Genomic DNA, 24,654 nt, shown 5'->3' with positions numbered 1-24,654 from the left:
GGATGAGCCGCGATGAATGACCTGAGCTGTGAGCGCGTTACCAAGAGATTCGGCCATTTCACCGCCGTCTCGGAAGTGTCGCTGGACGTCCCGTCCGGTGCCTTCTTCTCGATCCTGGGGCCGTCGGGCTGTGGCAAGACCACCCTGATGCGCATGATCGCGGGGTTCGAGACGCCCAGCTCCGGCGACATCCGGATCAAGGGGGAAAGCGTGCTGGGCCTGCCGCCCAACCGGCGCAACGTGAAAATGGTGTTCCAGCATCTGGCGCTTTTCCCGATGATGAACGTGGGCGAAAACATTGCCTATGGCCTGCGCTGCCGGGGCGATGCCCGGTCCGGCATCGCCGAAAAGGTGGCCCGCGTTTTGGACCGTGTCGGATTGCCCGGGGTCGAGGAAAAGCGGATCGAGCAGCTATCGGGCGGGCAGAAACAGCGCATCGCCATCGCCCGCTGCATGGTGCTGGAGCCGGATGTTCTCCTGCTCGACGAACCGCTCGGTGCGCTGGATCTCAAGCTGCGCGAGCATATGAAGATCGAGCTGAAGCAGCTTCAGCACCAGTTCGAGACGACGTTTCTCTACATCACCCACGACCAGTCCGAGGCGCTGGTGATGTCGGATCAGGTGGCGGTGATGAATGCCGGCCGGTTCGAACAGATCGGCAGCCCTCGGGAGCTGTATGACCGGCCCGTGTCGGGCTTCGTCGCGGGTTTCGTGGGCGATGCCAACTGCATCCCCGGCAAGATCGCCGAGATACGTTCCGGCGAGGCGCTGGTGGAGCTGCCGCAGGGCGGCGAGGTGATCGGCAAGCTTTGCGACGGCAGCCGGACAGGCGACGACGTGGAGGTGTTCCTGCGACCCGAGGCGCTTCATCTCGGCGCGGGCGGGGCAGGACAGAGCCTAGAGGGGAAGGTGGACAGCCTGCTTTTCAACGGGGCCAATTCCCGCATCCTGATGCGCGCCGGCACGGGACAGCTTCTGGAGGTCGCGATCCCGGCCGAGGCGCCTGCGATTGCCGAGGGCGATGCCGCCACCGTCAACTGGCGCCCCGACCACGCGCTGGTCTTCGCGCGGAGGGCCGGCTGATGGGCCGCAGCGCCGACAGGCTGTCCCTGGTCCTGCTCTTCACGCCGTTCGCGCTGTGGATCGGGCTTCTGATCGTGCTGCCGCAGCTTGGCATCGGCTACGTGTCCCTTCGGGAGAAGGTGGGGGTGAACGAGTTCACCTTCGGCTTCGGGAACTACGCCGCCTTCTTCGAGGAGCCGATCTATCGCAATACCCTGCTGCGCACGGCGTGGATTTCCATCCTGGTGACCGCTCTGGCGCTGATCATGGGCTTTCCGGTTGCCTATTACATCGCCAAGATCGCGAAGGAGCGCAGCCGCGCGGGCCTGTTCCTGATGTGTCTTATCCCGCTTTGGGTATCCGACCTCGTGCGCGCCTATGGCTGGATCCTGCTGCTTCGGGAAACCGGCGTCATTTCCACCACGCTGGTCAGCCTCGGCATCATCTCCGGCCCCGTCGAGATGCTCTACAACGATGTGACCGTGATCATCGGCCTTGTCTACACGGTGATCCTGTTCATGATCGTGCCGCTCGTCTCGACCTTGCAGGGGATGGACGACGCGCTGCTGGAAGCGGGCTACAACCTTGGCGGCTCGCGCCTGACGGTGTTCCGGCGGATCATCGTGCCCTATGCCACGCCGGGCATCGTGGCGGGCTGCATCATCACCTTCATGCTGACGGCGGGCAGCTACCTGACGCCCATCCTCCTGGGCGGCAAGAATTCGAGCTGGTTCACAGAGCAGATCTACACCCAGTTCATCACCCGCTATAACTGGGAGATGGGCTCCACTTTCGGTGTCCTGCTGCTGATCTTCACCTCGCTGGTGGTCTGGCTCGGCCTTCGGCTGACGGGGCAGAGCCTCGCCACCACGGTGGCGAAGGAGTAGGCCGATGCAGGGCAGCAAATCGCTCGTCTGGGTGTTCCGGGCCTACGTGCTGATCTTCTTCATCTACCTGATCGCGCCGCTCGTGGCCGCCGGGGTCTTTGCCTTCAACGACTCGATGTTCCCCTCGCTGCCGTGGCAGGGCTTCACCTGGGATTGGTTCTTTTCCGCAAGCGATCCCAAGGTTGGCCTGCTGCATGACGACCGGCTGCTGCGCGGCATGGGCAATTCGCTTTACATCGGGGTGATCGTCGCCGCGCTGTCGGTGGCGGCAGGCACCTGCAACGCCTTCCTGTTCGAGCGCCGGCAGTTCCCGATGAAATCCTTGCTCTATATCCTGATGATCATCCCGCTGGTCATTCCCGGCGTCATCATCGGCATATCGATCCTTCTCCTCGCCTCGATGGTGGCCAATTTTCTCGACCGGGAGTTCGGCATCTTCCTCCTGTCGCTCCGCCCCGGAATCCCGCTCATTGTGCTGGGGCAGTTCTCCTTCCTGACGACCATCACATCGCTCGTCATTGCCGCGCGGCTGCAAAAATTCGACATCGCGCTGGAGGAGGCGGCGCTGAACCTCGGGGCAAGCCGGGTCCGGGTTCTGACGACCGTCACGCTGCCGTTCCTGTTCCCGGCGCTATTCTCGGCGTTCGTGGTGGCCTTTCTCGTATCTTTCGAGAATTTCAACACCACGCTGATGCTGGTCGGCTCCGACGCGCCGCTGACGATCACAATGTATGACCGCATGGTGAAGGTCGGGTCCACCCCGGTTCTCAATGCCATGTCAGTGGTGCTGATGCTCGGCTCCGGCCTGCTGGCGCTAGCCTCGGTGCTGGCGCAAAGAACGAAGAAAGCGGAGGGCACTGTCAAAGGAACCTTGGCTTGAGGCGGGATTTGACCCGACCTACCCTGCCGACATGTCCAAACGCGATGGAAGTGTCAGAGCGATGAGCTTGCGACCGACGTTGCCGTCGCCTACCCTGCCTGAATGAGCAAGCCGAACCCATTCCGCTACTTTCGAACGAGCCTTGAAATCATCCGCCTGGCGGTGATGATGTACGTCAGATTTCCGCTGTCGCTGCGCAATGTCGAAGATCTTCTGCCCAAGCGCGGCATCGACGTTAGCCACGAGTCGGTCCGCTTTTGGTGGATGCGGTTTGGCCCAATTTTCGCATCTGAGATCCGCAAAGCCAGGATCCTGCGGATGCGATCCTATTCGAACTGGCAATGGCATCTCAACGAGGTTTTCGTGAAGATCAACGGCGAAACCCATTACACGTGGCGCGCCGTCGATCACGAGGGCGAGGTTCTAGATGCCTTTGTCACAAAGCGTCCACCTTCGTCACGACCCATTTCGCGGGATCTCACGAAGCGCGCTTGCTGGCGTTGATCGAGGCCATGACCGACGCCGAAGTCGCGGGGTTCTTCGAAGATGTCTACACCGCCTTCGAGCCGGCGAGCTTTGCCGCCTTCCAGAAGGACCTGGACCTTGCCGTGTTTTACTGCCAGGAGGATATCCCCTACAACAGCCCCGAGGGATACGAAGAGTTGACCGCGGCATTGCCCTATCCGCTCCGGGAAGGCTGGGACGACCTGGCCAGGAAGCTCTTTGCGATGTGCGAGGCCTTCGACCAGCACCCGCGCGAAGGGTTTCACGAGGTGGTCGTCAGCGACATCCCGACCATCACCATCGGCTCCGCCTGGGATCAGAACACGGCAGGCAGTTGGGCGGCGCTGGCAACTGAGGGCCTGAGCAATTCGAAGACCTTCATGATGCAGGAAGCCGGCCATGTCGCGTTCCGGTTCCAGCCCTGCGTCGCCGAATTGGCGCACGCCTTCTTCGACAACCCGGATCGGGAACTCGGTGACGCATGCGAACGGGAAGCCGCTGTGCCGCCGTTTCATATCGCTGAATGGGCGAAGCCCTGAAGAAGGCGCGCCAACTCCTTGCATCCGGGCCACTGAGAAGCCCGAGGCGATCCAGCCGGCATTGATCCGCCGCCGCGCACTGTTGAAGAGCATGTCGCAGCCCGAAGTCCGGGCCGCCTAAATCTTTTCCGGTCGGAAGGACGTGGTGCGTGGGGCGCGACCGTCCTCGATAGACCTGCTCATGCAGCTGACTGATGGCCAGCAAGATTCAAGCTGATCTGCCGCTGTGACAGATGTTCGACCGCGGCAAGACGGGCGTCACATGGACGAATGCAACTCACGCTGCCGCAGAACTGGCAGGTTCTGCTTGGTGTGTTCGAGAAATGCCATTCCGGTCGGAGAGAGCGAGCGGCCTTGCTGGTGCACGAGCCCGATGCGGCGTTTGGCACCGAAGTCCCGCACCGGCCGTTGTATCAGGCGCTCCATCGGGAGCACCGGCAGCGTCAGCGTGGGCAGGATCGACACGCCCAGCCCCTCCGCCACGAGCGCGCCGGCGGTCGCAAGATGGGCGACCTCGAAGCGGGGACTCAGCGCAAGTCCGTGGCGCTGACAAGCACCGTCCAGCAGTTCGCGGACGCTTGTTCCGATCTCCATGGCGATAATCGGCATGGCGATGAGTTCCCCCATCCCGTAGCTTCGTTCCTCGGCCAGCGGGCCGCGCGCTGCGCCGACCGCGACGAAGGAATCGTCCAGCAGCGGATGGAAGGACAGCCGGTCGCGCGCGGCAATGGTGCCTGCGGTGAAGCCAATGTCGGCCCGGCCTGCCGCAACCGCTTCCACCACGCTTTCGGATAGTGCGTCCATGATCCGCAGGTCGATCCCGGCATGCTGTTCGGCGAAACTCTTCAGCAAGCCCGGCAGTAAGCCGACAGTGACCGAAGGCAAACCGGCAATCGTCAGGCGTCCGCGACTGGCCGAAAGATGGGCGTCGAATTCTTCCATGACGTTATCGGCGGTGTTCAGCATCCGCTCGGCCAGCTGGGCGAAGGTGTGACCCGAGGCGGTTGGCGAGACATTGCGCGTATCCCGGTCGAACAGGCGAACGCCAAGGTTGGCCTCAAGCGCAGCCAACTGGCGCGACAACGCCGAGGGCGACATGGCCAGAACTTCGGCCGCGAGCCGGAACGACTGGCAGTCGCAAAGGGTCAGGACCATACGATAGTCGAAAAGGGAGGGTGTGTTGCGCATAATGCATTAATTATCGCCAATATCGCAATTCTGACAACAGATAAACTATGCGAGGCTGTTCGTATGTCCCGCATCGCGGGCAATTGGGAGGAAAATCATGAAGCATTTCGCATTCGCCCTTATGGGCGCAACCCTGCTTGGAAGTCCGCTATCGGCCCAGGACACCGACCTTTTGATCGGGTCCACCTCGGCCTCGTCGAGCCACTACGGTTATTTCGTGGCCGTCGGCCAGTTAATCAACGAAAACGCGGAAGGCCTGCGGGCCACTGTCGTGGAGACCGGCGCGACCATGGACAACATTCGCCGGATGGAGCGCGGGCAGGTTGATCTGGGGCTCGTAACCACGAACGTCGTCCAGCATGCTGCCGCCGGGAAGAACGACTTCGAGGGCAAGCCGCAGGATCTGAAACTGCTGTGGGTCTACACCGGTGCGCCGCAGAACGTCGTCATGCGGGCCGATGCCGGGGTCGACAGCCTCGCGGGCCTCAGCGACGTCCGCTTCAACCCCGGCATCAAGGGGTCAGCGACAGAGGCGACAACCGAAGCGGTCTTCTCCACCCTCGGCCTGACCGCTGATTATGTACGCGGTTCCACCACTGATATCGTCGGCATGATCAAGGACAATCGGGTCGCGGGTTACGTAAAGTCCGGCTCGGGCAACAAGCTGGACGGGTCCACGATGGACATCGCGACTTCGACCGACATCGCCATCCTTGGCCTGACGCCGGAACAGGCCGACACGCTTCGGGCGGAAATGCCGGACATCTCGGTCGTCGACATCCCCGAAGGCGCAGCGGACGGCATCCCGGCCTACACGACCTGGAGCTTCGGCGTCGGCGTTGCGGCGCCTGCTTCGATGGACGAAGACACGGCATACAAGATCGTCAAGGCGGTGATGGAAGACGAGACCGCACAGGCCAACGCCATGGCAAGCCTGAAGGGTGCGAACCTGGCGGACATGACGCTTCAGTTCGGAACCATCCCGCTGCACCCGGGTGCCGCGAAATGGTTCGCAGAACAGGGCATCGAGCTGCCAGCCAAACTGAAACCCGCCGAGTAAAGGGCGCATCATGACGACCGAGCGCATCCAGAAGGGGCTGGCAATCCTTGTCGGGCTCTTCGTCCTTTACACCGCGGCAACCGGCCCTTTCGAGGGGCTGATCCAGCGCGCGCTTTTCCTTGCGCTGGTCACCGCGCTCGGCTTTTCACTTTATCCAATGGGCGCCGGGAGATCCTGGCGCCCGGTAGGGCTGACCATCGACCTTGCCCTTACGGCGGTAACGCTCGCAGCCTGTGGCTATGTGGTCATTAACTACGACCGCATCATGACGGAACTGCCCTGGGCGACACGCATGGACATGGTTCTGACAGCCGGTCTGGTGTTGGCGGTGCTCGAACTCGGACGGCGGACCGTCGGGCTGATCTTTCCGATCCTCGTGTTGCTCGGGCTCGGCTATGCACTTTTCGGCAATTCGCTTCCTGGCCCGCTGCGCCATCGCGGCTTCGGGCCGGATTTCGTGACGGAAACGATCTTCCTGGGCGACCTCGGCATCTGGGGCATGCTGACCGGTGTCGCCGCCACCGTCATTGCGGCCTTCGTCCTCTTCGGCGCGCTGTTGCTGCATACGGGCGGCGGGCAGGCGTTCATGGACCTCGCCATGCGACTTGGCGGCAGGCAACCGGGCGGCGCGGCCAAGATCGCGACCATCGCCTCGGGCCTCTTCGGCATGATCTCGGGCTCGGCGGTGGCCAATGTCGCGACCACAGGCAATTTCACCATCCCGATGATGATCCGCCTCGGCTATCCCCGCCCCTTTGCAGCGGCGGTCGAGGCCGTGGCCTCCACCGGCGGGCAGATCGCACCGCCGATCATGGGGGCTGCGGCCTTCGTCATGGCAGAAATCCTTGGCGTACCATACCTGACGATCATCGTGGGCGCGATCGTTCCCGCTGTTCTGTTCTACCTGTCGGTCTTCATGACCGTGCATTTCGTCGCGCTGCGGCGCGGGCTGGCCGTGGTGCCGGAAGAGGAAATGCCGCAATGGGCCACGATCCTCGCCCCTCGCCGGGTGGTGCCGATCCTCGCCGCGCTCGGAGGGCTTGGCGTCGGCATCTGGCTGGGAAGGTCCATCGCGACCTCGGCATTCTACGGTATCGTCGGCCTGTTGATCGCCTTCTTCGCCACCGAAACCGGGCGGTTGAGCTTGCACGAGATGGTCCGCAAGTTGCTGAATGGGCTCGAGGATGCGGGCAAGGGCATGGTTATCATCGGCGTCCTTCTGGCGGGGGCGCAGGTGCTGGTGGCGATGATCAACCTGACCGGCATCGGTGTGACACTGTCTTCGCTCATCGTCTCGGTCGCGGGCGACAGCATCGTGCTTGTTGCGGTGATCGTCGGCGCAGTCTGTCTGATCATGGGCATGGGCCTGCCGACCACGGCCGCCTACGTGCTGGTCGCCGCCGTGCTGGCCCCGGCCATGACGGCCGTCGGCGTGGACCCGCTGGCCGCGCATCTATTCGTATTCTATTTCGCGACGATCTCGGTCATCACGCCGCCGGTCTGCGTGGCGGTCTTCGTCGGCTCGGGAATCGCCGGGACCAACTGGCTTCCCGCCGCAGGCGAGGCCGTGCGGCTGGGTGCCGTCACCTATATCGTGCCATTCCTGCTGCTGCTCTATCCCGGCATGCTGCTGGGCGGCGGACCGCTTGCCATCCTCGAGGCCATTGCGGCGGGGCTCGTGCTGGTCATCGCGGTGCCGGGGCTTCTGTCGGGGGCGCGCCTTTCCAATGTGCGGGCCGTCGACATGGCGCTCTACATCGCAATCATAGCCCTCGCGATATATCCCCATCCGGTCACGCCCTTCATCGCCCTGGCGCTGCTGTCAGGCGCCTATCTCGCCGGACGTACAGTCAAACGGAAAGCAACGGCATGAGCGTTATCAGGATCGGTGCAGGCGCAGGGTTCCAGGGCGACAGGCTGCCCCCCGCCGTCGACTTGGCGGAACGCGGCAAGCTCGACTACCTCGTGTTCGAATGCCTGGGGGAAAGGACGATTGCCCTCGCTCAACAGGCACGCAGTAAAGACCCATCTGGCGGTTTTGACCCGCTGCTCGAACGGCGGATGCGGGCGGTGATGCCGGCCTGCGCCAAGAATGGCACGAAGATCGTGACCAACATGGGCGCGGCGAACCCCATGGGCGCCGCGCAGCTCACCGCGCGGATTGCGCGAGAGCTTGGGTTGTCCGGGCTCAAGGTGGCCGCGGTCACCGGCGATGACGTGCTCGACCGGATCGGTGACTTCGTGCTGGATGAAACCGGCGCCCCTGCCGCGGATCTCGGCGACCGCCTTGTCTCGGCCAATGCGTATGTCGGGATCGACGGGCTCGTCTCGGCTCTGGCCGCCGGGGCGGATGTGGTGATTTGCGGCCGCGCGTCCGACCCGACGCTCTTTCTTGCGCCATTGGTGTATGAATTCGGCTGGGCACGCGACGATTGGAAGAGGTTGGGCCAAGGCGTGCTCGTCGGCCATCTTCTGGAATGCGCGGCGCAGATCACCGGTGGGTACTTCGCCGATCCCGGCGTCAAGGATGTGCCCGACCTTGCTGCGATAGGGCAACCCCTGGCCGAGGTCGATGCAGATGGAAATGCCACGATCACCAAGCTTCCAGGCACTGGCGGCCGGATCACCCGCGCCACCTGCATCGAACAGCTGCTCTACGAAATCCACGATCCCGCGCGCTATCTTCAACCCGACGTGGTGGCCGACTTTTCAGGCGTCGATTTCCACGACCTGGGCGCGGACCGCATCGGCGTAAACGGCGCGGGCGGACACCCGGCGACGGGACAATTCAAGGTCTCGGTCGGGTATCGCGACGGCTGGATCGGCGAAGGCCAGATCAGCTATGCCGGTGCGAACTGCGTCGCGCGCGGTCAGCTTGCGGTCGATACAGTGCGCGCCCGCCTCGCTCCGCACCGGGCCGAGATTTTCGAGGAACGCGGCGAGCTGATCGGCGTCAACTCGATCTGGCAGGAGGCGCACGGAAATGCGTCACCGCCCGAGGTTCGCCTTCGCTACGCGGCCCGCTGTGCGGACCCGGAGACGGCGCGGCGGGTCGCGGAGGAGGTCGAGGGCCTCTACCTCGCCGGTCCTGCGGGCGGCGGAGGCGCCACGGGAACGGTGCGCGAAGTGTTGGCCATTGCCTCGACCCTGATGCCCGCCACCACGATCAATGCCGATGTCGAGATACTGGAGGCCCGACATGAAATTGCATGAGATCGCGCATGCCCGTACCGGCGACAAGGGCGACGTTTCCAACATCTCGGTCATTGCCTACGATCCGGCGCACTGGCCCCTGATCCATGATCAGGTCACCCCGGAACGGGTCGCGACCTATTTCGGCAGCTTCGCCACGGAGGACGTTACGCGCTACGTGCTGCCCCAACTCTGCGCGCTCAACTTTGTGATCCGCAGGGCGCTGACCGGCGGGGTCACGCGATCCCTGGCGCTGGATGCGCATGGCAAGTGCCTCGCTTCTGTGTTGCTGGACATGGAAATAGACAACGCAAAGACCCGGGCCCGCTGACCGGCGACTTGAGCTTGCAGCCGTCCCGTTCCGAGCCCTGTTCAATCTCCTGCACGAGCGAGGTATCGGTGTCACTCGTGAAGCCGTGAGATACTGGCGGCATCGGACGGGCCGCTCTTCGCATCTGCAATCATTCACCTCGCCGCATGCCCCATCCAACAAGCCGGCGTGAAGGGTGCGGAAAATGCTTGTTCGACTGGCAATTTCAGTCGATTTTGTCATCAGAGGCAGCCCTTTTGGCGAATGTCGGGCAAGATGACGCCGATCCGCGCGGGCGCTGAAGACCCCGCCTGACCCGCAACCGTACCAGAGAAAGGCCCACTGATGTCGCGTAAAACTTCCCTGCTCCTGTCCTGCCTTGTCAGCCTTGCCGCGCCCGCCGGGGCCGAGGTGCTGTCGACGACCAACCCCACCATCCGCAACAACCTGTGCGTCGGGCTGGATTGCGACGCCAGCGAAAGCTTCAGCGGCAACTTCAACCAATTGGAAATCAAGGCGAACAGCACACGTCTCGTGTTTGAAGATACGTCGTCCACCGCGGGCTTTCCCACCGTCGACTGGGCGATCCAGGCCAATGACAGGTTTACCAGTGGCGAGGATCAGCTCCTGTTCGTCGACCTCGGAACCGGCGCCGAAATCCTGACGATCAAGTCCGGCGCGCCGACTTCGACGATGGTTCTGGACGACACTGGCCGGGTGGGTCTCGGCACCGAGTTGCCCACGGCCGATCTGCACACAGTGTCCATCAACACCGCCAAGATCCGCATGGAGGAAATCATCTCCGGCGCCGACTGGGAGGTTTCCGTCGGCAATACCGGCATCGGCTTTTTCGAGCGTAATGTCCTCTCCTTCCCGTTCTTCGTGGAAAACAACGCGCCAAACAACGCATTCTGGATCGAGGATACCGGCAATGTCGGCGTGGGCACCAGCAACCCCGCTGCGCCGCTGCATGTCGTGGACAGCGCCAGCTTCAGTTTCTTCCGGATCACGGCCACCGGGGCGGCCACCAACGACTCGGTCGACGTGGTCTTTACCGAGGGGCCGCTGGGCACCGGGCAGCTGCGCTACAACATCGTCGACGGCGACAACCAGGAAATGTCGCTGGATGCCAACGGCAACATGATCCTCGCGGGCACTTTGACCACCCAGGGCCCGACCTGCGGTGCGGGTTGCGACCGGGTGTTCACCGAGCGGCAGATCATCCCGGCGCAGGACTATGCCGCCCGGATGTGGGCCGATGGCCATCTGCCCCATGTGGGGCCGACCGGGCCGAACGCCCCCTTCGACATGACGGAAAAGTTGGGCGGGATGCTGAACGCGCTGGAGCACGCGCACATCTACATCGAGGACCTGCACCGGCAGAACGCGGCGCAAGAGGTGCAGATCGCGCAAATGAAGGCCGAGCACGACCGCCAGATTGCGGCGCTGACCGCGATGGTCGAAGACCTCGCCAACAAAGTGGCCGCCGACTGAACCGGACGCGCGCACGGCCGACATCCTGTGGCGTGGCCCAATCCGGGCGCCGGGCTAGTAAAGTTCGGGGCGCCTGTCAGCTCGGTAAGTGGCAATGGCCCGCCACTTGTCGAGGTCCTTCTCGTGAAAGACGGCCTTGTGGGTTGCAGTCCCGACGGAACGACCGAGCGACGCGACAACCTGGCCTGAAGGGGCAACTATGCAGGAGTGGCCGATGGAATCGAACTGAGCCTCCGGCCCCACACAGCACGACATGGCCAGCCATACCCCGTTCTCGAGGGCCCGCGTCTTGGCCAGCGCCGTGACTGTCGGCGCGTCCCAGCCCCATCGCTGTCGCTGGAACTCATCGGTAATCCAGTTCGTGCTGTTGATGACGAGGTCGGCGCCCATATCGGTCAGCCTACGCACGTATTCCGGAAAGATCAGGTCGTAGCAGACCGACATGCCGATGCGGCCGATCGGCGTCTCGACCACCATTGGCGCGTCACCCGCGGAAAACCATTCGCGCTCGGCAGAGAACAGGTGGGTCTTGCGATAGGTCGCGATACGCTCACCTTCTGGCGAGAACAGTAGCTGAGCGTCGTAGAATGCCCCGTCCGCCCGGATCGGCGCACCGACCACGAGGTACGCGCGGTACCGCTTTGCGATCTTTCCAAGCCGGGACGATGTCGGGCCGTCTTCCTCCTCGGCCAGCTCGTCCAGGCGGTCGTTGATGAAGTACCCTGTCGTTGCCATTTCCGGCAGGATGATGAGCTTCGCGCCCTCTTGCGCGGCCAGCGCCACAAGTTTTGCGATGATTTCGAGATTGGCGTCCACGTCTCCGGGCACGCAGTGCATCTGCGCCACCGAGACCTGCAACGGGTCGGGGGCCGAGACAGATTTCTCATTCATTCCGGGGTTCCTTTTCGCGGGCCGCCCGACATGGCGACAAGCAGTTTCGTTTCGTCCGTATCGGCAGTTCGAAGCTCTCCGACAAGTTCGGCGTTTTTCATGACGAGCAGCCTGTCCGTCAGGCTCAGAAGCTCTTCGTTCTCCGAGGATACCACGATGATGGCGACACCTCGGTAGGCAAGCTCGCGTAAGATGCGATGGATCTGGCCCTTGGCAGCGATATCCACCCCGCGGGTCGGCTCGTCGCAAATCAGCAGGCGCGGTCGTGTGAGAAGGGCACGTGCAAGCATCACCTTTTGCTGGTTGCCGCCACTGAGCTCGGTGACCGGCATCCGCACACTGGCCGCCACGAGCTTGAGCTGCTTCAGCAGCTCCGACGCGGCCGCCTGCTCTTGCCGGGGCCGGCGAACGCCAAGAACCGAGAACGCACCGAGCGCGGAGGCGGTCACGTTGTCCGTCACACTCAAAGTGGAAAACAGCCCAGAGGTCTTGCGGTCCTCCGTAAGGTAGACGACGCCTTTCGCAATGGCTTGCGCGACACTGGTGTAACTGGTCGAGAACGTGCCATCGGACAGGCGAACGCGCGCCCGGCGGCGGCCCGCGCCGGCGAGGGTGCGGGCAAAGGCCGTTCGTCCCGATCCGCCAAGCCCGGCTATGCCCAAGATCTCACCCGCCTTGACGCAGAGGCTGGTGCGGCGCTCCCCCTGCTCCACTTCGACATCGAGGGGCCTTGCATCTGAGGACACGGTTGTCGTGCCCGGCGCCGAGACCTGCAAACCCGCTTCGCCGATGATGTGATCGGCCAGCATTTCGACATTCATGCCCCCTGCATCGTGCGTGCCGACGAGCCGGCCGTCGCGCACGACCGTGACCCTGTCCGCGATCTCGATCACCTCGCCGAGGAAGTGAGAGACATAGATCACGAGTATCCCGTCATCGCGCAGGCGCCGGATGATCCCGAAAAGGTTCTGCTTTTCGGCGATCGAGAGAACGGCTGTCGGCTCATCGAGGATCAGAACGCGCGGCTCCATCGAGAGGGCGCGGGCCAATTCGACCAACTGCTGGTCGGCCACGCTCAGCGCCTCGGTTCTTGCATCCGGACGCACGTTCAGGCCGAACCGGTTCAATAAAGCAGACGTCAGTTCATACAGCCGCGGCACATCGACGGTGCCCCAGCTCGTGCGAGGTTCTCGGCCGAGGAAGACGTTGCGGGCCACGTCGATCTGCGTAACGAGGCTGAGTTCCTGATAGACACAAGCGATCCCGGCCGACAGTGCGTCGGCCGGGCTGGCGAAGGCGTTCTGTTTCCCCGAGATCAGGACGGAACCACCGCTTGGCCGGGTCGCCCCGGACAGGATGTTCATCAAGGTGGACTTGCCGGCGCCGTTGGCGCCGACAATCGCATGCACTTCGCCGCGTCTTGCTGAAAAGCACGCGCCGTCGAGCGCCGTGTTGCCCGGGTACTGCTTGCACAGGTCGCGGGTTTCGAGAAGAGGCAGCGCGTCGTTCACGGTCATTGCTTCGGCAGGAATTCCTCGGGAAGCTCCGTGGACCACCAGTCGTCCGGCGCGTCCGCTTCGACATAATCGCCGATGTCTTCCGGTGCGATGTATTCCGATTCGACCGCCGTGCCGCGTGTCACCTCCTCGCCTTTCAGGATCGAGAGGCCGATCTGCACGGCTTCCTGCCCGGCGCGGGTGGGGAAGGTCACGGCCCCGCCCTGCCCGTGTTCGGCCACCCATTTCAGCCAGCCATTGTATTCGTCGCCGGGCGACATGGTGACCTCTTCCAGCCGCCCGGCCTCCTCGAACGCCTCGGCCACGCCGATCGACATCTGGCCGGCCGGGGAAAACACCCCGTCGATCTGCGGGAAGCGCTGGAGCAGGTTCTCGGTGATCTGCTTGGCCTTCGCACGGTTCCAGTCGCCATACTCGGCGCTGAGCAGTTCCACGTCCGGATACTCCTCGAGCACGGTTTCAAGCGCGTCGAGCTGATCGACCGCCGCGGTCGTGCCGGCGATCGGCAGCATGGCGATGATCTTGCCCTCGCCGCCCAGGTCTTCCACCAGGTTGCGGGCAACCATCTCGCCAAGGCGCCATTGGCTGATATAGGCGTTGGAGACGGTGCCGGCATTGTCGGTAAAGCCGCCCCCCGCCTGCACCGTCGGAATGCCGTCCTCGACCGTGCGCTCCAAGACGCTCGCAATCGCAGCGTCATCCACCGGCCAGTAGATCAGAAGGTCGATATCCTGGCGCAGCAGATCCTCGATATCCGATATCTGCTTGGTGGGGTTGAAGGCCGCGTCGGTGACGATGACCTCCTCGATCTCGTCATGCTTGGAGGCCTCCCAATGGATGTGCTGAAGGGCGAACACGACCCACGAGTTTGACAGGTACCCGGCCGATACACCGATCGTGTAAGGCCCCTCCTTGGCGAATTTCGACGTATCCACCGCCTCCTTCGCCGCGGCGGTCTGCCGTTCCTCGGTCTCCTTGTCCGCAAGGGCCGGCCCCGCGAGGCCAATCGCGGCTAAGGCCGCCGCTGTCGTCATGAGCAGTCTTTTCGTCAGTTTCATTTTGAGTCTACCTCTCCTTGTTGGTGCTTCATTGTGAACGGGCATTGATCTGGCCGTACACGGCCGAGGCCGCGATGATTATGAGGCCCATGACCACCATCTGAAGGTGGTAAGGCAGGCCGCTGATGTTCACGATGTTGAACGCGATGACCAGCACGAGAACCCCGGCTAGCGTTCCCACGACACCCCCGCGCCCGCCTTCGAAGGTGGTTCCGCCCAGCACGATCGCGGCGAGGATCTGGAACTCCAGCCCCTGGCCCGACATCGTGCTGGAAACGCCGGACCGGGCGAGCAGCGCAAGCCCGCCCAGGGCACCGAACAGACCGGAAAGCGCATAGGCCATGATGATGACGCCACGCACCGGGATCCCGCCAAGGATCGCCGCGCGCCTGTTCGAGCCGGTGAGAAAGACATACTGGCCAAAAAGTGTCCGCTTCTGGATCAGCACCCCCACCAGCACCGCGACAAGGAAGGCCAGCGACAGGACCGGCACAATGCCGTCGATGCGATAGTTGAAGAACTCGCGAAAGCCCGGCGAAACGATGCCCCGCGCCGTGCCGCCCGAGAATATCTGCGTGATCCCGAGGATCGCGATACCGGTGGCCAGCGTCAGGATGAAGGGCGAGACCCGCGAAAAGGCAAGGACGATACCGTTGAAGGCCCCGGCCGCCGCGCCGACAAGGCAGGTGACGGCAATCGCCATCGGCATGTTGGCCGCCTCGCCATTCATCAGCACGGCGCTCACCACCGCGCAAAGCGATATGATCGCGCCGATCGACAGGTCGACGCCGCCAAGGATCATCACGAAGGTAACGCCGACCGCGGCAATGCCTACCGGCGCGATCTGGCGGATCACGTTGAACAGGTACTTGGGCTGCAGAAACGCGTCCGAGATCAGCACCGCCAGCAGGAAGACCGCGGCAAGAACCACGACGATCGCATGGGCCGAAAGGAAGCGCAGCACGCCGTCGCGGGTGGGCACGAGAGCATTCATCGCATCGCCTTCCGCGGCTGGTTGGCGAGGATGGCGACCACCACGATGGCGCCCTTGGCGAACATCTGGACGAAGGCCGAGATGCCGAAGAGGTTGAGCAGGTTGGACACCAGCGTAAGCGCCAGAACACCGGCCAGCGTGTTCACGATGCTGCCCCGCCCCCCGCCGAGCGCGGCACCGCCCAGCACCACGGCGACAATCGAATCAAGCTCCAGCCCGGTCCCGGCCAGTGGATAGCCCGTGCCCAGCCGACCGGCCAGCACCAGCCCCCCGGCCGCCGCGAATCCCCCCGCGATGGCGAAGGCGGCCACCTGGATGCGGCCGGCGTTGATCCCGGCCTTCCGGGCGCTGTCGGGGTTGCCGCCCGCCGCCAGCAGGTGGAACCCGAAGCGCGTCCGCGACAGAATCGCCTGCGTCACCAGCACCAGCACGACAAGAAGGATCGCGGAAAGCGGCAGGCCGAACACCTCTCCGTTGGCAAGCGCCTTCAGCGGGTCCGACGCGCGCCCGACGCTGCGGTCGGTGAAGGTAAAGATCAGCCCCTGCAAAACCGACAGCATACCGAAGGTCAGGATCAGCGGATGCAGCTTCAGCCACCGCACGAGAGAGCCGTTCACCACCCCGATCGCCATCCCGAGCATGACCATCGCCAAAGCGACAGGAAGCGTCATGGCGGGATAGATTTCCAGCATCCAGCAGGACAGCACCACGACCAGCCCCGCGATCATGCCGACGCTGAGATCGATCATGCCCAGAAGGATCACGAAGGTCTGCCCGATGGCGATCAGGCCCAGCACCGCGGATTGGCGCAGGATGTTGGCAAGGTTCTCGAACGTGCGGAAATCGGGCAGGAACAGCAGCGCAAAGCCGAACCCCGCCGCAAGGATCAGCCAGATGCCGGATTGCCCGGCATCGAACCGGGGGCGAGCTGACCCTACAGCCATGACGACACGTCCTCCGCCCCGGCCACCCAGCCGAACTTCATCGCGAAATTCTCCAGCGTCGCGGCATGAAGGCCGGGCGCGAAGGACGAGACGGCATCGGACACGATGGTCGTCCTGAACCCGTGGTGAAAGGCCTCGCGGGCAGTCTCCTCGACGCAGATCTGCGTCACGGTGCCGGTGATCACCAATGATGTGACCGACATGTAGCACAGCCTCGCCGAAAGGTCGGTGCCGTGGAACGCGCCATAGCCGCGCTTGTCGATGACGATGTCCTCGTCCTGCGGTCGCAGTTCCTCGATCACCTCGGCACAGTCGAGCGGGCCATCGGCGTCCGGATAGCGTCGCATATGTCCGGGCCAGCAGCATTTCGTGTCCGGCCGGCATTCCGGCGACCAGAGCCACATGAGCCCGGGCTCGGCGCCCGAGACGAAGCGCGTGAAGACGACCGGCCGCCCCTTTTCGCGGAACCGCCCGATCAGCCCGGCGATGACCGGGACCGTCGCGCGCGCATCTGGCACCTCCAGCGGCGCGCCCTTCCGCACGAAATCATTCTGCATGTCGACGACGACAAGGGCGGCATCCCGAACGCGCTCGGCCGTCGGCACCTGGTCTGCGCGTGTTGCAAGTTCACCGGAGTGAAGCACTGGCTGTTCCCGCCCTGCTGAAGTTTCAACCGCGAGCATGAGTGAGATGTATTGCCTTGTCAATTGCAACCAACTATTTAGTTACAAGATTGATAGGACCGGCCCCTGCCGCAGAAAATTCGGTCAGCCGAATCCGGCGCGGAGGTACAAAGCGGCGCCTGCGGGATTGTGAATGCCGGTCGAGCAGCTATAGGTAGAACATGTCACTGTCGGACAACATATTGCCCAAGGCCCAGGGCCGGCATCGCCGCGACCCGGAAGCCACCCGCGCCTCGATCCTCGCCTCGGCACAGATCGAGTTCGCCGAACATGGCCTGAAAGGCGGGCGGATAGACCGGATCGCCGACCGGGCCAAGGCGAACAAGCAACTCGTCTATTATTATTTCGGCGGCAAGGAAGACCTCTACCGTGCCGCGCTCGAGGCGACCTACGCCGAGATTCGGGCGCGCGAGACCGAGCTCGACCTGAGCGCCCTGTCGCCCGTGGACGCGATGAAACGCCTCATCGAATTCTCGCTCGACTACCTCAATTCGCATCGCGAATTCATCCGACTTCTCGCCGACGAGAACGCGCAGGGCGCCCGGCACCTGCATGATTCGGAACTGGCCCAGCGCACCAACTCGCCGCTCCTTCGCCTCGTCTCCGAAACCCTCGAACGCGGCGTGGAAGACGGCGTATTCCGCAAGGGCATCGACCCGCTCAACCTCTACATCTCCATCGCGGGCATGACCTATTTCTACTTTGCCAACGGCGCCACGCTGTCCGCCATATTCGGCAGGGATCTCGACCGCACGGATTCCATCGTCGCCTATCGCGATCACATCGTCTCGATGACGATCAACGGCCTCAGGGTCTGACGCGCAAACCGCGCCCCACCGAACGCCTTCCCCGCTCACCGGACGTTTTGTCTTGCCATGGCTCGGCGGCTTTACTACAGTTTCAACCAACTGGTTACATATAACACACGCGTCGACCCCTCGACGCCACCGACGGGAGTGGTAAATGCCGAGATCAGACATGCAGACCGCACATGGCCGGCCATCGCTGCCCGACAGGTTCGAAACCCCCGACGCGCTGGACGAATTCCTCTCCCTCCCCGGCGAAGATCTCGTCCGGGACATGGAAGATGTCGAAGGCGACATCATCATCCTCGGCGCCTCCGGCAAGATGGGCCCCACGCTGGCCCGCCTCGCCCGCAACGCGGCCCCGGGCAAGCGCGTGGTGGCGGTGGCACGGTTCTCGGAACCCGAATGCCGGCAGCGGATGGAAGACTGGGGCATCGAGACCATACAGGCCGACCTCCTCGACGAAGGGCAGGTCAACGACCTTCCGAAACTCGAGAACGTCCTCTTCATGGCCGGGATGAAATTCGGGGCAAGCGGCAACCAGCCTTTGACATGGGCCATGAACACCTATTGCCCGGCCCTTGTTGCGAATGCCTTCCGCGACTCGCGGATCGTCGCCTTCTCCACCGGGAACGTCTATCCCCTGATCGACGTGGCCCGCCAGGGCGCGACCGAGAACACACCGCCGGGCCCGCGCGGGGAATACGCCCAGTCCTGCCTCGGGCGCGAACGGATCTTCGAGCATTTCTCCCGCCGCCACGGCACGCCGGGCCGGCTCTACCGGCTGAACTACGCGATCGACCTGCGCTACGGCGTCCTGCATGACCTCGCGACGCGGCTCAAGGGCGGGCAGACGATCGACCTTGCGCCGATGGCCCATGTCAACGTCATCTGGCAGGGCGATGCCAACGCCCAGGCGCTGCGCCTGCTCAAGCATTGCACCGCACCCACCACCCCGATCAATGTCAGCGGGCCGGAAACCCTGTCCGTGCGCTGGCTGGTCGAAGAGCTGTGCGCGCGCATGGGTATCGCCCCCCGACTCACCGGCGAAGAGCCCCCCAGCGCCTGGCTGTCCAACAGCGCCCAAGCGGCAAAGCTTTTCGGCTATCCCGCCGTCCCGGTCAGCGTGATGCTGGACTGGGTGGCGGAATGGGTGATGCGCGACATGCCGAGCCTCAACAAGCCCACCAAGTACGAGGTGCGCGATGGCGGATTTTGAGGGGCTGCAGCAGGTCAGGCTGGCCCCCGGCGACGAGGTCGAGGCGATGGTCCTCTCGCGCGAGGTGGGCTGGAACCAGGTGCCCGGCGACTGGCGCCACTTCATCGAAAAGGGCCATACACTCGGCCTGCGGGACCGGTCCGGCCGCCTTGTCGCGACAAGTGCCGCCCTGCCCTATGACGGCCCGTTCGGGTTCATCAGCATGGTGATCGTCTCGGACACCATGCGGCGGCGCGGGCTGGCGACGGCACTCGTGGGCAAATGTACCGGGTACTTGCGCCAGCTCGGCCTTGTCCCGGTTCTCGACGCCACGGAACAGGGGCAGCCCGTCTATGAAAAACAGGGGTTTCTTCCGCAGTTCCGGTACGACCGATGGCAGATTGCCGGGAACGGGCCTGCCCCCGCCGACGTGCCGGTCTCCTCGGCCGGGCCAAAGGATATCGCCCGCCTCGATGCCGCTGCGTTCGGCGGCAAACGGCCCGCACTGCTAAAGACGTTCCTGTCGAGGCCGGACACCGTGGTGATCACCGAAGGCACAAGCGGCTTCGCCCTCCTGCGCCGTGGAAGCCGCGCGTGGCAGGCCGGTCCGGTCGTCTCCGACTCGGAAGACGCGGCGCTCCGCCTGTTGGAGCGTCTGCCGATCGGCGCCGTGCCGCTTTTCATCGACGTTCCGCAAACCTGGCGGAAGATCGGCACGTGGCTGAAGGCACGGGGGTTCGCCGTGCAACGCAGCTTCGCGCGCATGGGCTACCATCGGCAAGAGCCGTTCGGCACACCGGACAGGCTTTTCGCGACAGCAGGACCGGAGTTCGGATGATGACAAAAGACGGTGACACGCCCGGGCTGAAACTGCTCCGCGCCGGTACGGCCATCCCGGCCCATCCCCTCGCGCTGGATGCGCGCCGCACGCTTGACGAGCGCCGACAACGCGCGCTGTCGCGCTATTACGTCGATGCGGGCGCCGGCGGGCTTGCGGTCGGGGTTCACACCACGCAGTTCGAGATACGGCAGGCCGGGCTTTACGACCGGGTCCTGGAAATCGCGGCAGAGACCGCGCGGCAATGGTCCGACCGCCCGCTCGCCATGGTCGCCGGGCTGGCCGGCGACACCGAACAGGCCATGTCCGAGGCTAAGACAGCAGTGTCGCTCGGCTACGATGCCGGGCTGCTCAGCCTCGCCGCGGTCTCGTCGCGCAGCGCCGATGGCATCATCGAGCACTGTGCCGCGGTCGCGTCGCAGATCCCGCTGATCGGCTTCTACCTTCAGCCCGCCGTGGGGGGCGCGCATCTGGATGCCGATTTCTGGACCCGGTTCTGCGCCTTGCCGAACGTCATCGCGATCAAGGTCGCGCCGTTCAACCGGTACAGGACACTCGATGTCATGCGCGGCCTTGTCGAGGCCGGCGCGGAAGACCGGATCACCCTTTATACCGGCAATGACGACCACATCGTGCTCGACCTGCTGCTGCCGTTCCACATGATGCGCGAAGGCGCACCGGTGACGGTCCGGTTCAAGGGCGGGCTGCTCGGGCACTGGTCGGTCTGGACGCAGAAGGCGATGCAGCTCTACCGGCACTGCCGGGCGGCGGCCGAGGCGGGGGCCATCCCGCAAGACCTGCTGGCGCTCGACAGCCGGGTGACCGAATCCAACGCGGCGTTCTTCGATGTGGAGAATGATTTCGCCGGATGCATCGCCGGCTGTCACGAGGTGCTGCGGCGGCAGGGGCTGCTGGAAGGGGTGTGGTGCCTCGACCCCGAAGAAGGGCTCGGGCCGGGCCAGCGTCAGCGGATCGACCGGGTCCTGCGGGATCACCCCGACCTTGCCGACGACGCCTTCGTGGCGGCCAACCTCGAGCGATGGCTTGAGACCTGAACCGTAACGCCGCCCTTTCCGCACGCCTCGACCAAAAGGTCTAGGAACGCGAGTCCGAACCTTGTCTTGAGTAACCGCGCTATCGGGTCCGGCGATCGCGTACGAAGCCCGCGACGAAATCGGCGAAGGCCGCGTCGTTGACATGGGCGTCAAGCCGGTGGAGCTGGTGCGTCTCCGACCGGTCGAACGCAGCCTCCAACGTCTCGAAAAGGGCCGCGTCCGCCCGGGGATTCCAAAAGGCCTCTCCCGGTGCGTCGAGCGCGGAGACACCTCCCAGCGGCAGGACAAGATCGACGGGACCGGGCGAGGCGTTCAGCTTTGCCGCCAGCCAGCGCGCCATTTCCGCGTTTTCGTCCGGCGTTGTCCGCATCAGGGTGATGTTGGCATTGTGTACGAAGAATTGCCGGTCGGCGTACCGGTCCGGCACCGTCTCGCGCGGGCCGAAATTAACCATGTCGAGCGCGCCGCAGGACCCGATCCACGGAATGCCGGTCCGCGCCAGAACGTCGAACCGCTCCGGCCCGGCCGAGCATATGCCGCCCATCAGGTGGTCGGCGATCTCGGTGGTCGTGACGTCGACGATGGCAGAGATCATGCCACTGTCGCCGATGGCCTCTAGTGCTCGGCCCCCTGCCCCGTTGGCGTGGAAGACGATGCAGTCGAATGCCTCGTCGAGCCGTGCGCGAAGCTGTTGGACGGCAGTCGTCGTCACGCCGAACATGGACATGGCGAGCGCCGGCCGCGTGTCGCCGGGCGTTTCGGCCGGGTCGCCTGCGGCCATGCCGGCAACCGCGTGCGCCGCGTTTGCAAGGATACGTCGTGACACGGTGTTCAGCCCGGCGATATCGGTCACGGGAAACATCATCGTCATGTCCGAGACGCCGACATAACCCGAAGTGTCGCCCGAGGCGACGGTCGATACCATAAGCTTGGGAACCCCCAGCGGGAGAGCCCGCATCGCCGGTGCGATCAACGACGTCCCGCCAGAGCCGCCCAGCCCGATGATCCCGGCAATATCGCTGCGTGACGCGATGAAACGGGTCAGCGCTTCTGACATCGCCATGACCGCGTTGCCCCGGCCGTCCGCTGACAGAACGCGTTCGGCGCCTTGAGGATGGTGCGATGCCACATCTTGCGCGGCAATGTCCGCTTCTGTCGAGCGCTTCGCGGTGCTGACATCGACGGTGGTGACGGCAATGCCCGTCTCGCGGATCAGTCGCGCGACAAAGGAAAGCTCCTCGGCCTTGGTGTCGAAGGTGCCGACGACGTAAACACTTCCTTTTGTCACCGCTCGACCTCGCGGCCGTGGATCACGTCCTCGGCCCCCTCGAAGGCAAAGCGGAATGTGTCGGAAACGATCTGGTGAACCTCGGCCGCATCGGCGTCGTCCACCTCGTATTCGGCCCACCATTCCCCGAAAGTCCTGCCGCCCTCGGTGATCGGTTTCAACGTCATTTCCGCCACGTAGTTGCGGACGGGAAGCGTCGCCTCGAGGATGCAATAGCAGCAGCGATGCTCCCGGTCCGACAGGGTCAACAGCTTCTCGCGGATATGGCCGCCCTCGTGGGTATGGAAATTGCGCACGCAGCCGATCTGATCAGAAGGCAGACCGTCCTCGATCTCGCTGCTGCTGAAGAACCGATGATAACGCGGCAACGCGTTGAAATCGCGCAGCACGTCCCACGCGGCCTCGATCGGCGCATCGATAACCGCGCTTATATATACTCTCGCCATGCTCTCCTCCCTGCGTGGTTCATTTCATCTTGAGCGCCTTGAAGGCCTCGATGTTGGATTTGATCGCGGTCTCGACCGGCAGGCGCTCGACGCTCGAAGCGCCGTAAAAGCCATTGCAATGCTGACTGTGCTCCAGAACGAAGGCCACGTCATCCGGCGTCGCGATGGGGCCGCCATGGGCGATGATGATGATATCCTTGCGCACTTTGCGGGCGGCTTCGGCGCATTCGTCGATCAGTCGGACCGAATCCTCGAGCGATTTCGAGGTCGTGGCGCCGATCGTGCCACCGGTGGTCACACCCATGTGCGGCACGATGATGTCGGCCCCGGCCCTGGCCATATCCGTCGCCTGATCCGGGTCGAAGACGTAAGGTGTCGTCAGCAGGTCGATCTCTCGCGCCTGCCGGACCATGTCGACCTCGGAGGCGTAGTTGATGCCCGTCTCTTCGAGGCTGACACGGAAGGTGCCGTCGATGATGCCGACCGTCGGGAAGTTCTGCACGCCGGAGAAGCCCAGCTCTTTCAGCTCGCGCAGGAACTTGGGCATGATGACGAAGGGATCGGTGCCGTTGACCCCGGCGATCACGGGTGTCGTCTTGCACACGGGCAGAACCTCGAGCGCCATTTCCTTGACGATCTCGTTGGCGTTTCCATAGGCCAGCAAACCGGCGGACGAGGCTCGGCCCGCCATGCGATAACGACCGGAGTTGTAAACGATGATCAGGTCGATCCCGCCGGCCTCTTCACTTTTGGCCGAGATGCCGGTGCCCGCGCCGCCGCCCACGATGGGCACACCGTCCGCGATCTGCTTGTTCAGTCGTTCCAGTATCGTGGAGCGGTCAATTCGTGACATTTACTTGTCCCTTTCGTGTGAAACCTTGGCGGTGCGACGGGCCGAGAGCGCCGCATGGAGTTCCCCCACAATCCCCCTGCGGAAGAGCAGTACGCAGCCGATGAAGATGCCGCCGACCATGATGGTCACCCAGCCCCCCAGCGCGTCGAAGTAGTGGTAGAGCGAGGAGATGAGTGCTGCGCCCAGCGCCGGTCCGAGAACCGAGTTCATGCCTCCCAGCAGCGTCATCAGGATGACGTCGCCTGACATGCTCCAGTGGACGTCACGCAGCGAGGCGACCTGGTAGACGATTGCCTTGAGCGAGCCGGCCAACCCCGCAAGCGCGGCAGAGAGTGTGAAGGCGAGGATCTTGTATCGGGCGACCGGGAAACCGAGCGATTTCGCGCGTGGCTCGTGCTCGCGGATCGCCCGCAGCACCTCGCCGAAGGGCGAATGCACGATGCGGTGGACGAGGGCCAGCCCGGCCAACGTCAACACCATCACCACGAAGTAGAGCGTCAGACCGTCCCGCAGGTCGAGGACGCCGAGAAGCACCCCGCGCGGGATCTGCTGCATGCCGTCCTCGGCGTGGGTCCAGGGCAGTCGCAGGAAAAGGAAATAGACCAGTTGCGACAGCGCAAGCGTGATCATGGCCAGATAGATCCCCGACCGCCGTGTCGCCAGCGCCCCGAACACCGCACCCATCAGCGCCGCGCTGCACACCCCGGTCAAAAGTCCGATTTCCGGCGGAAGGCCCTGTTCCTTGAGCATGTAGCCGCAGAAATAGGCGGCACTGCCGAAGAACGCCGCGTGGCCGAAGGACAGGATTCCGGTGTGCCCCAGCAGGATATTGAATGCACAGGCGAAGAGCGCCAGGCACAGGACCCGCATCACGAAGACCGGATAGATCACATGCGGATAGAACGGCACGAGGACCAGGGCCAGCAGAAGGGCTGCGCCCAGCGCAAGAAGAAGTATCCGGCTCATC

The 24,654-nt window shown here is 64.0% G+C and carries 24 protein-coding genes and 1 pseudogene; 14 read left to right on the top strand and 11 right to left on the bottom strand.

Going from position 1 to position 24,654, the window contains the following annotated elements; genetic code table 11:
• Window positions 1-12: 12 nt before the first annotated feature.
• The 5 genes and pseudogenes from ACO07J_RS04245 to ACO07J_RS04225 all read left to right on the top strand — a co-directional run bounded on the left by ACO07J_RS04245 (window position 13) and on the right by ACO07J_RS04225 (window position 3,872).
• Complete coding sequence (locus ACO07J_RS04245; RefSeq protein ID WP_422026642.1) at window positions 13-1,083, top strand: ABC transporter ATP-binding protein; 1,071 nt, start codon at window positions 13-15, stop codon at window positions 1,081-1,083.
• Window positions 1,083-1,949: an ABC transporter permease gene (locus ACO07J_RS04240; protein ID WP_422026640.1), complete on the top strand. Its 867-nt coding sequence runs from the start codon at window positions 1,083-1,085 to the stop codon at window positions 1,947-1,949. Before ACO07J_RS04245 ends, ACO07J_RS04240 begins: the two co-directional genes overlap by 1 nt.
• A 4-nt stretch (window positions 1,950-1,953) precedes the next feature.
• Window positions 1,954-2,829 carry an ABC transporter permease gene (locus ACO07J_RS04235; protein ID WP_422026638.1) on the top strand — a complete coding sequence of 292 codons (876 nt, stop codon included), beginning with the start codon at window positions 1,954-1,956 and terminating at the stop codon, window positions 2,827-2,829.
• A gap of 102 nt (window positions 2,830-2,931) precedes the next feature.
• A pseudogene (locus ACO07J_RS04230) lies at window positions 2,932-3,276 on the top strand (IS6 family transposase); the annotation flags it as partial.
• Between the two features lie 44 nt (window positions 3,277-3,320).
• Entirely contained in the window at window positions 3,321-3,872 is a 552-nt protein-coding gene (locus ACO07J_RS04225) for an alpha/beta hydrolase (protein WP_422026636.1), read from the top strand.
• 258 nt (window positions 3,873-4,130) lie between these two features.
• On the opposite strand, the gene ACO07J_RS04220 is transcribed toward ACO07J_RS04225, so the two are convergent.
• Window positions 4,131-5,060, bottom strand: coding sequence for a LysR family transcriptional regulator (locus ACO07J_RS04220; protein WP_422026634.1), 930 nt, complete (start codon window positions 5,058-5,060; stop codon window positions 4,131-4,133).
• 97 nt (window positions 5,061-5,157) lie between these two features.
• On the opposite strand from ACO07J_RS04220, the gene ACO07J_RS04215 reads away from it, so the two are divergent.
• The 5 genes from ACO07J_RS04215 (at window position 5,158) to ACO07J_RS04195 (ending at window position 11,116) form a co-directional block, all read left to right on the top strand.
• Window positions 5,158-6,120 carry a TAXI family TRAP transporter solute-binding subunit gene (locus ACO07J_RS04215; protein WP_422026632.1) on the top strand — a complete coding sequence of 321 codons (963 nt, stop codon included), beginning with the start codon at window positions 5,158-5,160 and terminating at the stop codon, window positions 6,118-6,120.
• A gap of 10 nt (window positions 6,121-6,130) precedes the next feature.
• Window positions 6,131-7,993: a TRAP transporter permease gene (locus tag ACO07J_RS04210; protein ID WP_422026630.1), complete on the top strand. Its 1,863-nt coding sequence runs from the start codon at window positions 6,131-6,133 to the stop codon at window positions 7,991-7,993.
• Window positions 7,990-9,333, top strand: coding sequence for an acyclic terpene utilization AtuA family protein (locus ACO07J_RS04205; protein WP_422026628.1), 1,344 nt, complete (start codon window positions 7,990-7,992; stop codon window positions 9,331-9,333). Before ACO07J_RS04210 ends, ACO07J_RS04205 begins: the two co-directional genes overlap by 4 nt.
• A complete protein-coding gene (locus ACO07J_RS04200) occupies window positions 9,320-9,643 on the top strand; it encodes an AtuA-related protein (RefSeq protein ID WP_422026626.1) in 324 nt (107 codons plus the stop codon). The genes ACO07J_RS04205 and ACO07J_RS04200 overlap by 14 nt, the downstream gene beginning before the upstream one ends.
• A 324-nt stretch (window positions 9,644-9,967) precedes the next feature.
• A complete protein-coding gene (locus ACO07J_RS04195) occupies window positions 9,968-11,116 on the top strand; it encodes a hypothetical protein (RefSeq protein ID WP_422026624.1) in 1,149 nt (382 codons plus the stop codon).
• A gap of 54 nt (window positions 11,117-11,170) precedes the next feature.
• Here ACO07J_RS04195 and ACO07J_RS04190 read toward each other — a convergent pair whose 3' ends face one another.
• Genes ACO07J_RS04190 through ACO07J_RS04165 form a run of 6 tightly spaced genes read right to left on the bottom strand, consistent with a single transcriptional unit; the run spans window position 11,171 to window position 17,125 of the window.
• Entirely contained in the window at window positions 11,171-12,007 is an 837-nt protein-coding gene (locus ACO07J_RS04190) for a carbon-nitrogen hydrolase family protein (RefSeq protein WP_422026622.1), read from the bottom strand.
• Complete coding sequence (locus ACO07J_RS04185; protein ID WP_422026620.1) at window positions 12,004-13,524, bottom strand: sugar ABC transporter ATP-binding protein; 1,521 nt, start codon at window positions 13,522-13,524, stop codon at window positions 12,004-12,006. Before ACO07J_RS04185 ends, ACO07J_RS04190 begins: the two co-directional genes overlap by 4 nt.
• Window positions 13,521-14,582 (bottom strand): substrate-binding domain-containing protein, encoded by a 1,062-nt coding sequence (locus ACO07J_RS04180; RefSeq protein ID WP_422026618.1) that lies wholly within the window; start codon window positions 14,580-14,582, stop codon window positions 13,521-13,523. The genes ACO07J_RS04185 and ACO07J_RS04180 overlap by 4 nt, the downstream gene beginning before the upstream one ends.
• 28 nt (window positions 14,583-14,610) lie before the next feature.
• Window positions 14,611-15,576: an ABC transporter permease gene (locus ACO07J_RS04175; protein ID WP_422026616.1), complete on the bottom strand. Its 966-nt coding sequence runs from the start codon at window positions 15,574-15,576 to the stop codon at window positions 14,611-14,613.
• Window positions 15,573-16,520 carry an ABC transporter permease gene (locus ACO07J_RS04170; RefSeq protein ID WP_422026614.1) on the bottom strand — a complete coding sequence of 316 codons (948 nt, stop codon included), beginning with the start codon at window positions 16,518-16,520 and terminating at the stop codon, window positions 15,573-15,575. Before ACO07J_RS04170 ends, ACO07J_RS04175 begins: the two co-directional genes overlap by 4 nt.
• The gene (locus ACO07J_RS04165) at window positions 16,511-17,125 is read right to left on the bottom strand and encodes a cysteine hydrolase family protein (RefSeq protein WP_422026612.1); all 615 of its coding nucleotides are present in this window, start codon (window positions 17,123-17,125) and stop codon (window positions 16,511-16,513) included. The genes ACO07J_RS04170 and ACO07J_RS04165 overlap by 10 nt, the downstream gene beginning before the upstream one ends.
• 239 nt (window positions 17,126-17,364) lie before the next feature.
• Between ACO07J_RS04165 and ACO07J_RS04160 the strand changes: the two genes are divergently transcribed.
• The 4 genes from ACO07J_RS04160 (at window position 17,365) to ACO07J_RS04145 (ending at window position 21,100) form a co-directional block, all read left to right on the top strand.
• Window positions 17,365-18,021, top strand: a complete 657-nt coding sequence (locus tag ACO07J_RS04160; RefSeq protein WP_350130782.1) for a TetR/AcrR family transcriptional regulator — start codon at window positions 17,365-17,367, stop codon at window positions 18,019-18,021.
• A 145-nt stretch (window positions 18,022-18,166) separates the two neighbouring features.
• Complete coding sequence (locus ACO07J_RS04155) at window positions 18,167-19,228, top strand: NAD-dependent epimerase/dehydratase family protein (protein ID WP_422026609.1); 1,062 nt, start codon at window positions 18,167-18,169, stop codon at window positions 19,226-19,228.
• Window positions 19,215-20,045, top strand: coding sequence for a GNAT family N-acetyltransferase (locus tag ACO07J_RS04150; RefSeq protein ID WP_422026607.1), 831 nt, complete (start codon window positions 19,215-19,217; stop codon window positions 20,043-20,045). The genes ACO07J_RS04155 and ACO07J_RS04150 overlap by 14 nt, the downstream gene beginning before the upstream one ends.
• Window positions 20,045-21,100: a dihydrodipicolinate synthase family protein gene (locus ACO07J_RS04145; RefSeq protein WP_422026605.1), complete on the top strand. Its 1,056-nt coding sequence runs from the start codon at window positions 20,045-20,047 to the stop codon at window positions 21,098-21,100. The genes ACO07J_RS04150 and ACO07J_RS04145 overlap by 1 nt, the downstream gene beginning before the upstream one ends.
• Window positions 21,101-21,179: 79 nt before the next feature.
• Here ACO07J_RS04145 and ACO07J_RS04140 read toward each other — a convergent pair whose 3' ends face one another.
• Genes ACO07J_RS04140 through ACO07J_RS04125 form a run of 4 tightly spaced genes read right to left on the bottom strand, consistent with a single transcriptional unit; the run spans window position 21,180 to window position 24,653 of the window.
• Window positions 21,180-22,388 (bottom strand): Tm-1-like ATP-binding domain-containing protein, encoded by a 1,209-nt coding sequence (locus ACO07J_RS04140; RefSeq protein WP_422026603.1) that lies wholly within the window; start codon window positions 22,386-22,388, stop codon window positions 21,180-21,182.
• Window positions 22,385-22,834, bottom strand: a complete 450-nt coding sequence (locus tag ACO07J_RS04135) for an SRPBCC family protein (protein ID WP_422026601.1) — start codon at window positions 22,832-22,834, stop codon at window positions 22,385-22,387. Before ACO07J_RS04135 ends, ACO07J_RS04140 begins: the two co-directional genes overlap by 4 nt.
• A 19-nt stretch (window positions 22,835-22,853) precedes the next feature.
• A complete protein-coding gene (locus ACO07J_RS04130) occupies window positions 22,854-23,687 on the bottom strand; it encodes a phosphoenolpyruvate hydrolase family protein (RefSeq protein ID WP_422026599.1) in 834 nt (277 codons plus the stop codon).
• A complete protein-coding gene (locus ACO07J_RS04125; protein WP_422026597.1) occupies window positions 23,688-24,653 on the bottom strand; it encodes a branched-chain amino acid ABC transporter permease in 966 nt (321 codons plus the stop codon). It lies immediately after the preceding gene.
• Window position 24,654: the final 1 nt, after the last annotated feature.

The sequence above is a fragment of the Roseovarius sp. genome (genome assembly GCF_965228755.1).
GTDB lineage: Bacteria > Pseudomonadota > Alphaproteobacteria > Rhodobacterales > Rhodobacteraceae > Roseovarius.
Note: the sequence above shows the minus strand (reverse complement) of the source record. Positions and strands in the feature narration are given on the sequence as shown.

Bases quoted from the DNA above. Each gene is read 5' to 3' on its own strand.
- ACO07J_RS04205 (WP_422026628.1), top strand. From the start codon at position 7,990: ATGAGCGTTATCAGGATCGGTGCAGGCGCAGGGTTCCAGGGCGACAGG.
- ACO07J_RS04125 (WP_422026597.1), bottom strand. From the start codon at position 24,653: ATGAGCCGGATACTTCTTCTTGCGCTGGGCGCAGCCCTTCTGCTGGCC.
- ACO07J_RS04170 (WP_422026614.1), bottom strand. From the start codon at position 16,520: ATGGCTGTAGGGTCAGCTCGCCCCCGGTTCGATGCCGGGCAATCCGGC.
- ACO07J_RS04180 (WP_422026618.1), bottom strand. From the start codon at position 14,582: ATGAAACTGACGAAAAGACTGCTCATGACGACAGCGGCGGCCTTAGCC.
- ACO07J_RS04175 (WP_422026616.1), bottom strand. From the start codon at position 15,576: ATGAATGCTCTCGTGCCCACCCGCGACGGCGTGCTGCGCTTCCTTTCG.
- ACO07J_RS04135 (WP_422026601.1), bottom strand. From the start codon at position 22,834: ATGGCGAGAGTATATATAAGCGCGGTTATCGATGCGCCGATCGAGGCC.
- ACO07J_RS04240 (WP_422026640.1), top strand. From the start codon at position 1,083: ATGGGCCGCAGCGCCGACAGGCTGTCCCTGGTCCTGCTCTTCACGCCG.
- ACO07J_RS04200 (WP_422026626.1), top strand. From the start codon at position 9,320: ATGAAATTGCATGAGATCGCGCATGCCCGTACCGGCGACAAGGGCGAC.
- ACO07J_RS04160 (WP_350130782.1), top strand. From the start codon at position 17,365: ATGTCACTGTCGGACAACATATTGCCCAAGGCCCAGGGCCGGCATCGC.
- ACO07J_RS04130 (WP_422026599.1), bottom strand. From the start codon at position 23,687: ATGTCACGAATTGACCGCTCCACGATACTGGAACGACTGAACAAGCAG.
- ACO07J_RS04185 (WP_422026620.1), bottom strand. From the start codon at position 13,524: ATGACCGTGAACGACGCGCTGCCTCTTCTCGAAACCCGCGACCTGTGC.
- ACO07J_RS04215 (WP_422026632.1), top strand. From the start codon at position 5,158: ATGAAGCATTTCGCATTCGCCCTTATGGGCGCAACCCTGCTTGGAAGT.
- ACO07J_RS04190 (WP_422026622.1), bottom strand. From the start codon at position 12,007: ATGAATGAGAAATCTGTCTCGGCCCCCGACCCGTTGCAGGTCTCGGTG.
- ACO07J_RS04145 (WP_422026605.1), top strand. From the start codon at position 20,045: ATGACAAAAGACGGTGACACGCCCGGGCTGAAACTGCTCCGCGCCGGT.
- ACO07J_RS04150 (WP_422026607.1), top strand. From the start codon at position 19,215: ATGGCGGATTTTGAGGGGCTGCAGCAGGTCAGGCTGGCCCCCGGCGAC.
- ACO07J_RS04235 (WP_422026638.1), top strand. From the start codon at position 1,954: ATGCAGGGCAGCAAATCGCTCGTCTGGGTGTTCCGGGCCTACGTGCTG.
- ACO07J_RS04220 (WP_422026634.1), bottom strand. From the start codon at position 5,060: ATGCGCAACACACCCTCCCTTTTCGACTATCGTATGGTCCTGACCCTT.
- ACO07J_RS04155 (WP_422026609.1), top strand. From the start codon at position 18,167: ATGCCGAGATCAGACATGCAGACCGCACATGGCCGGCCATCGCTGCCC.
- ACO07J_RS04210 (WP_422026630.1), top strand. From the start codon at position 6,131: ATGACGACCGAGCGCATCCAGAAGGGGCTGGCAATCCTTGTCGGGCTC.
- ACO07J_RS04195 (WP_422026624.1), top strand. From the start codon at position 9,968: ATGTCGCGTAAAACTTCCCTGCTCCTGTCCTGCCTTGTCAGCCTTGCC.
- ACO07J_RS04245 (WP_422026642.1), top strand. From the start codon at position 13: ATGAATGACCTGAGCTGTGAGCGCGTTACCAAGAGATTCGGCCATTTC.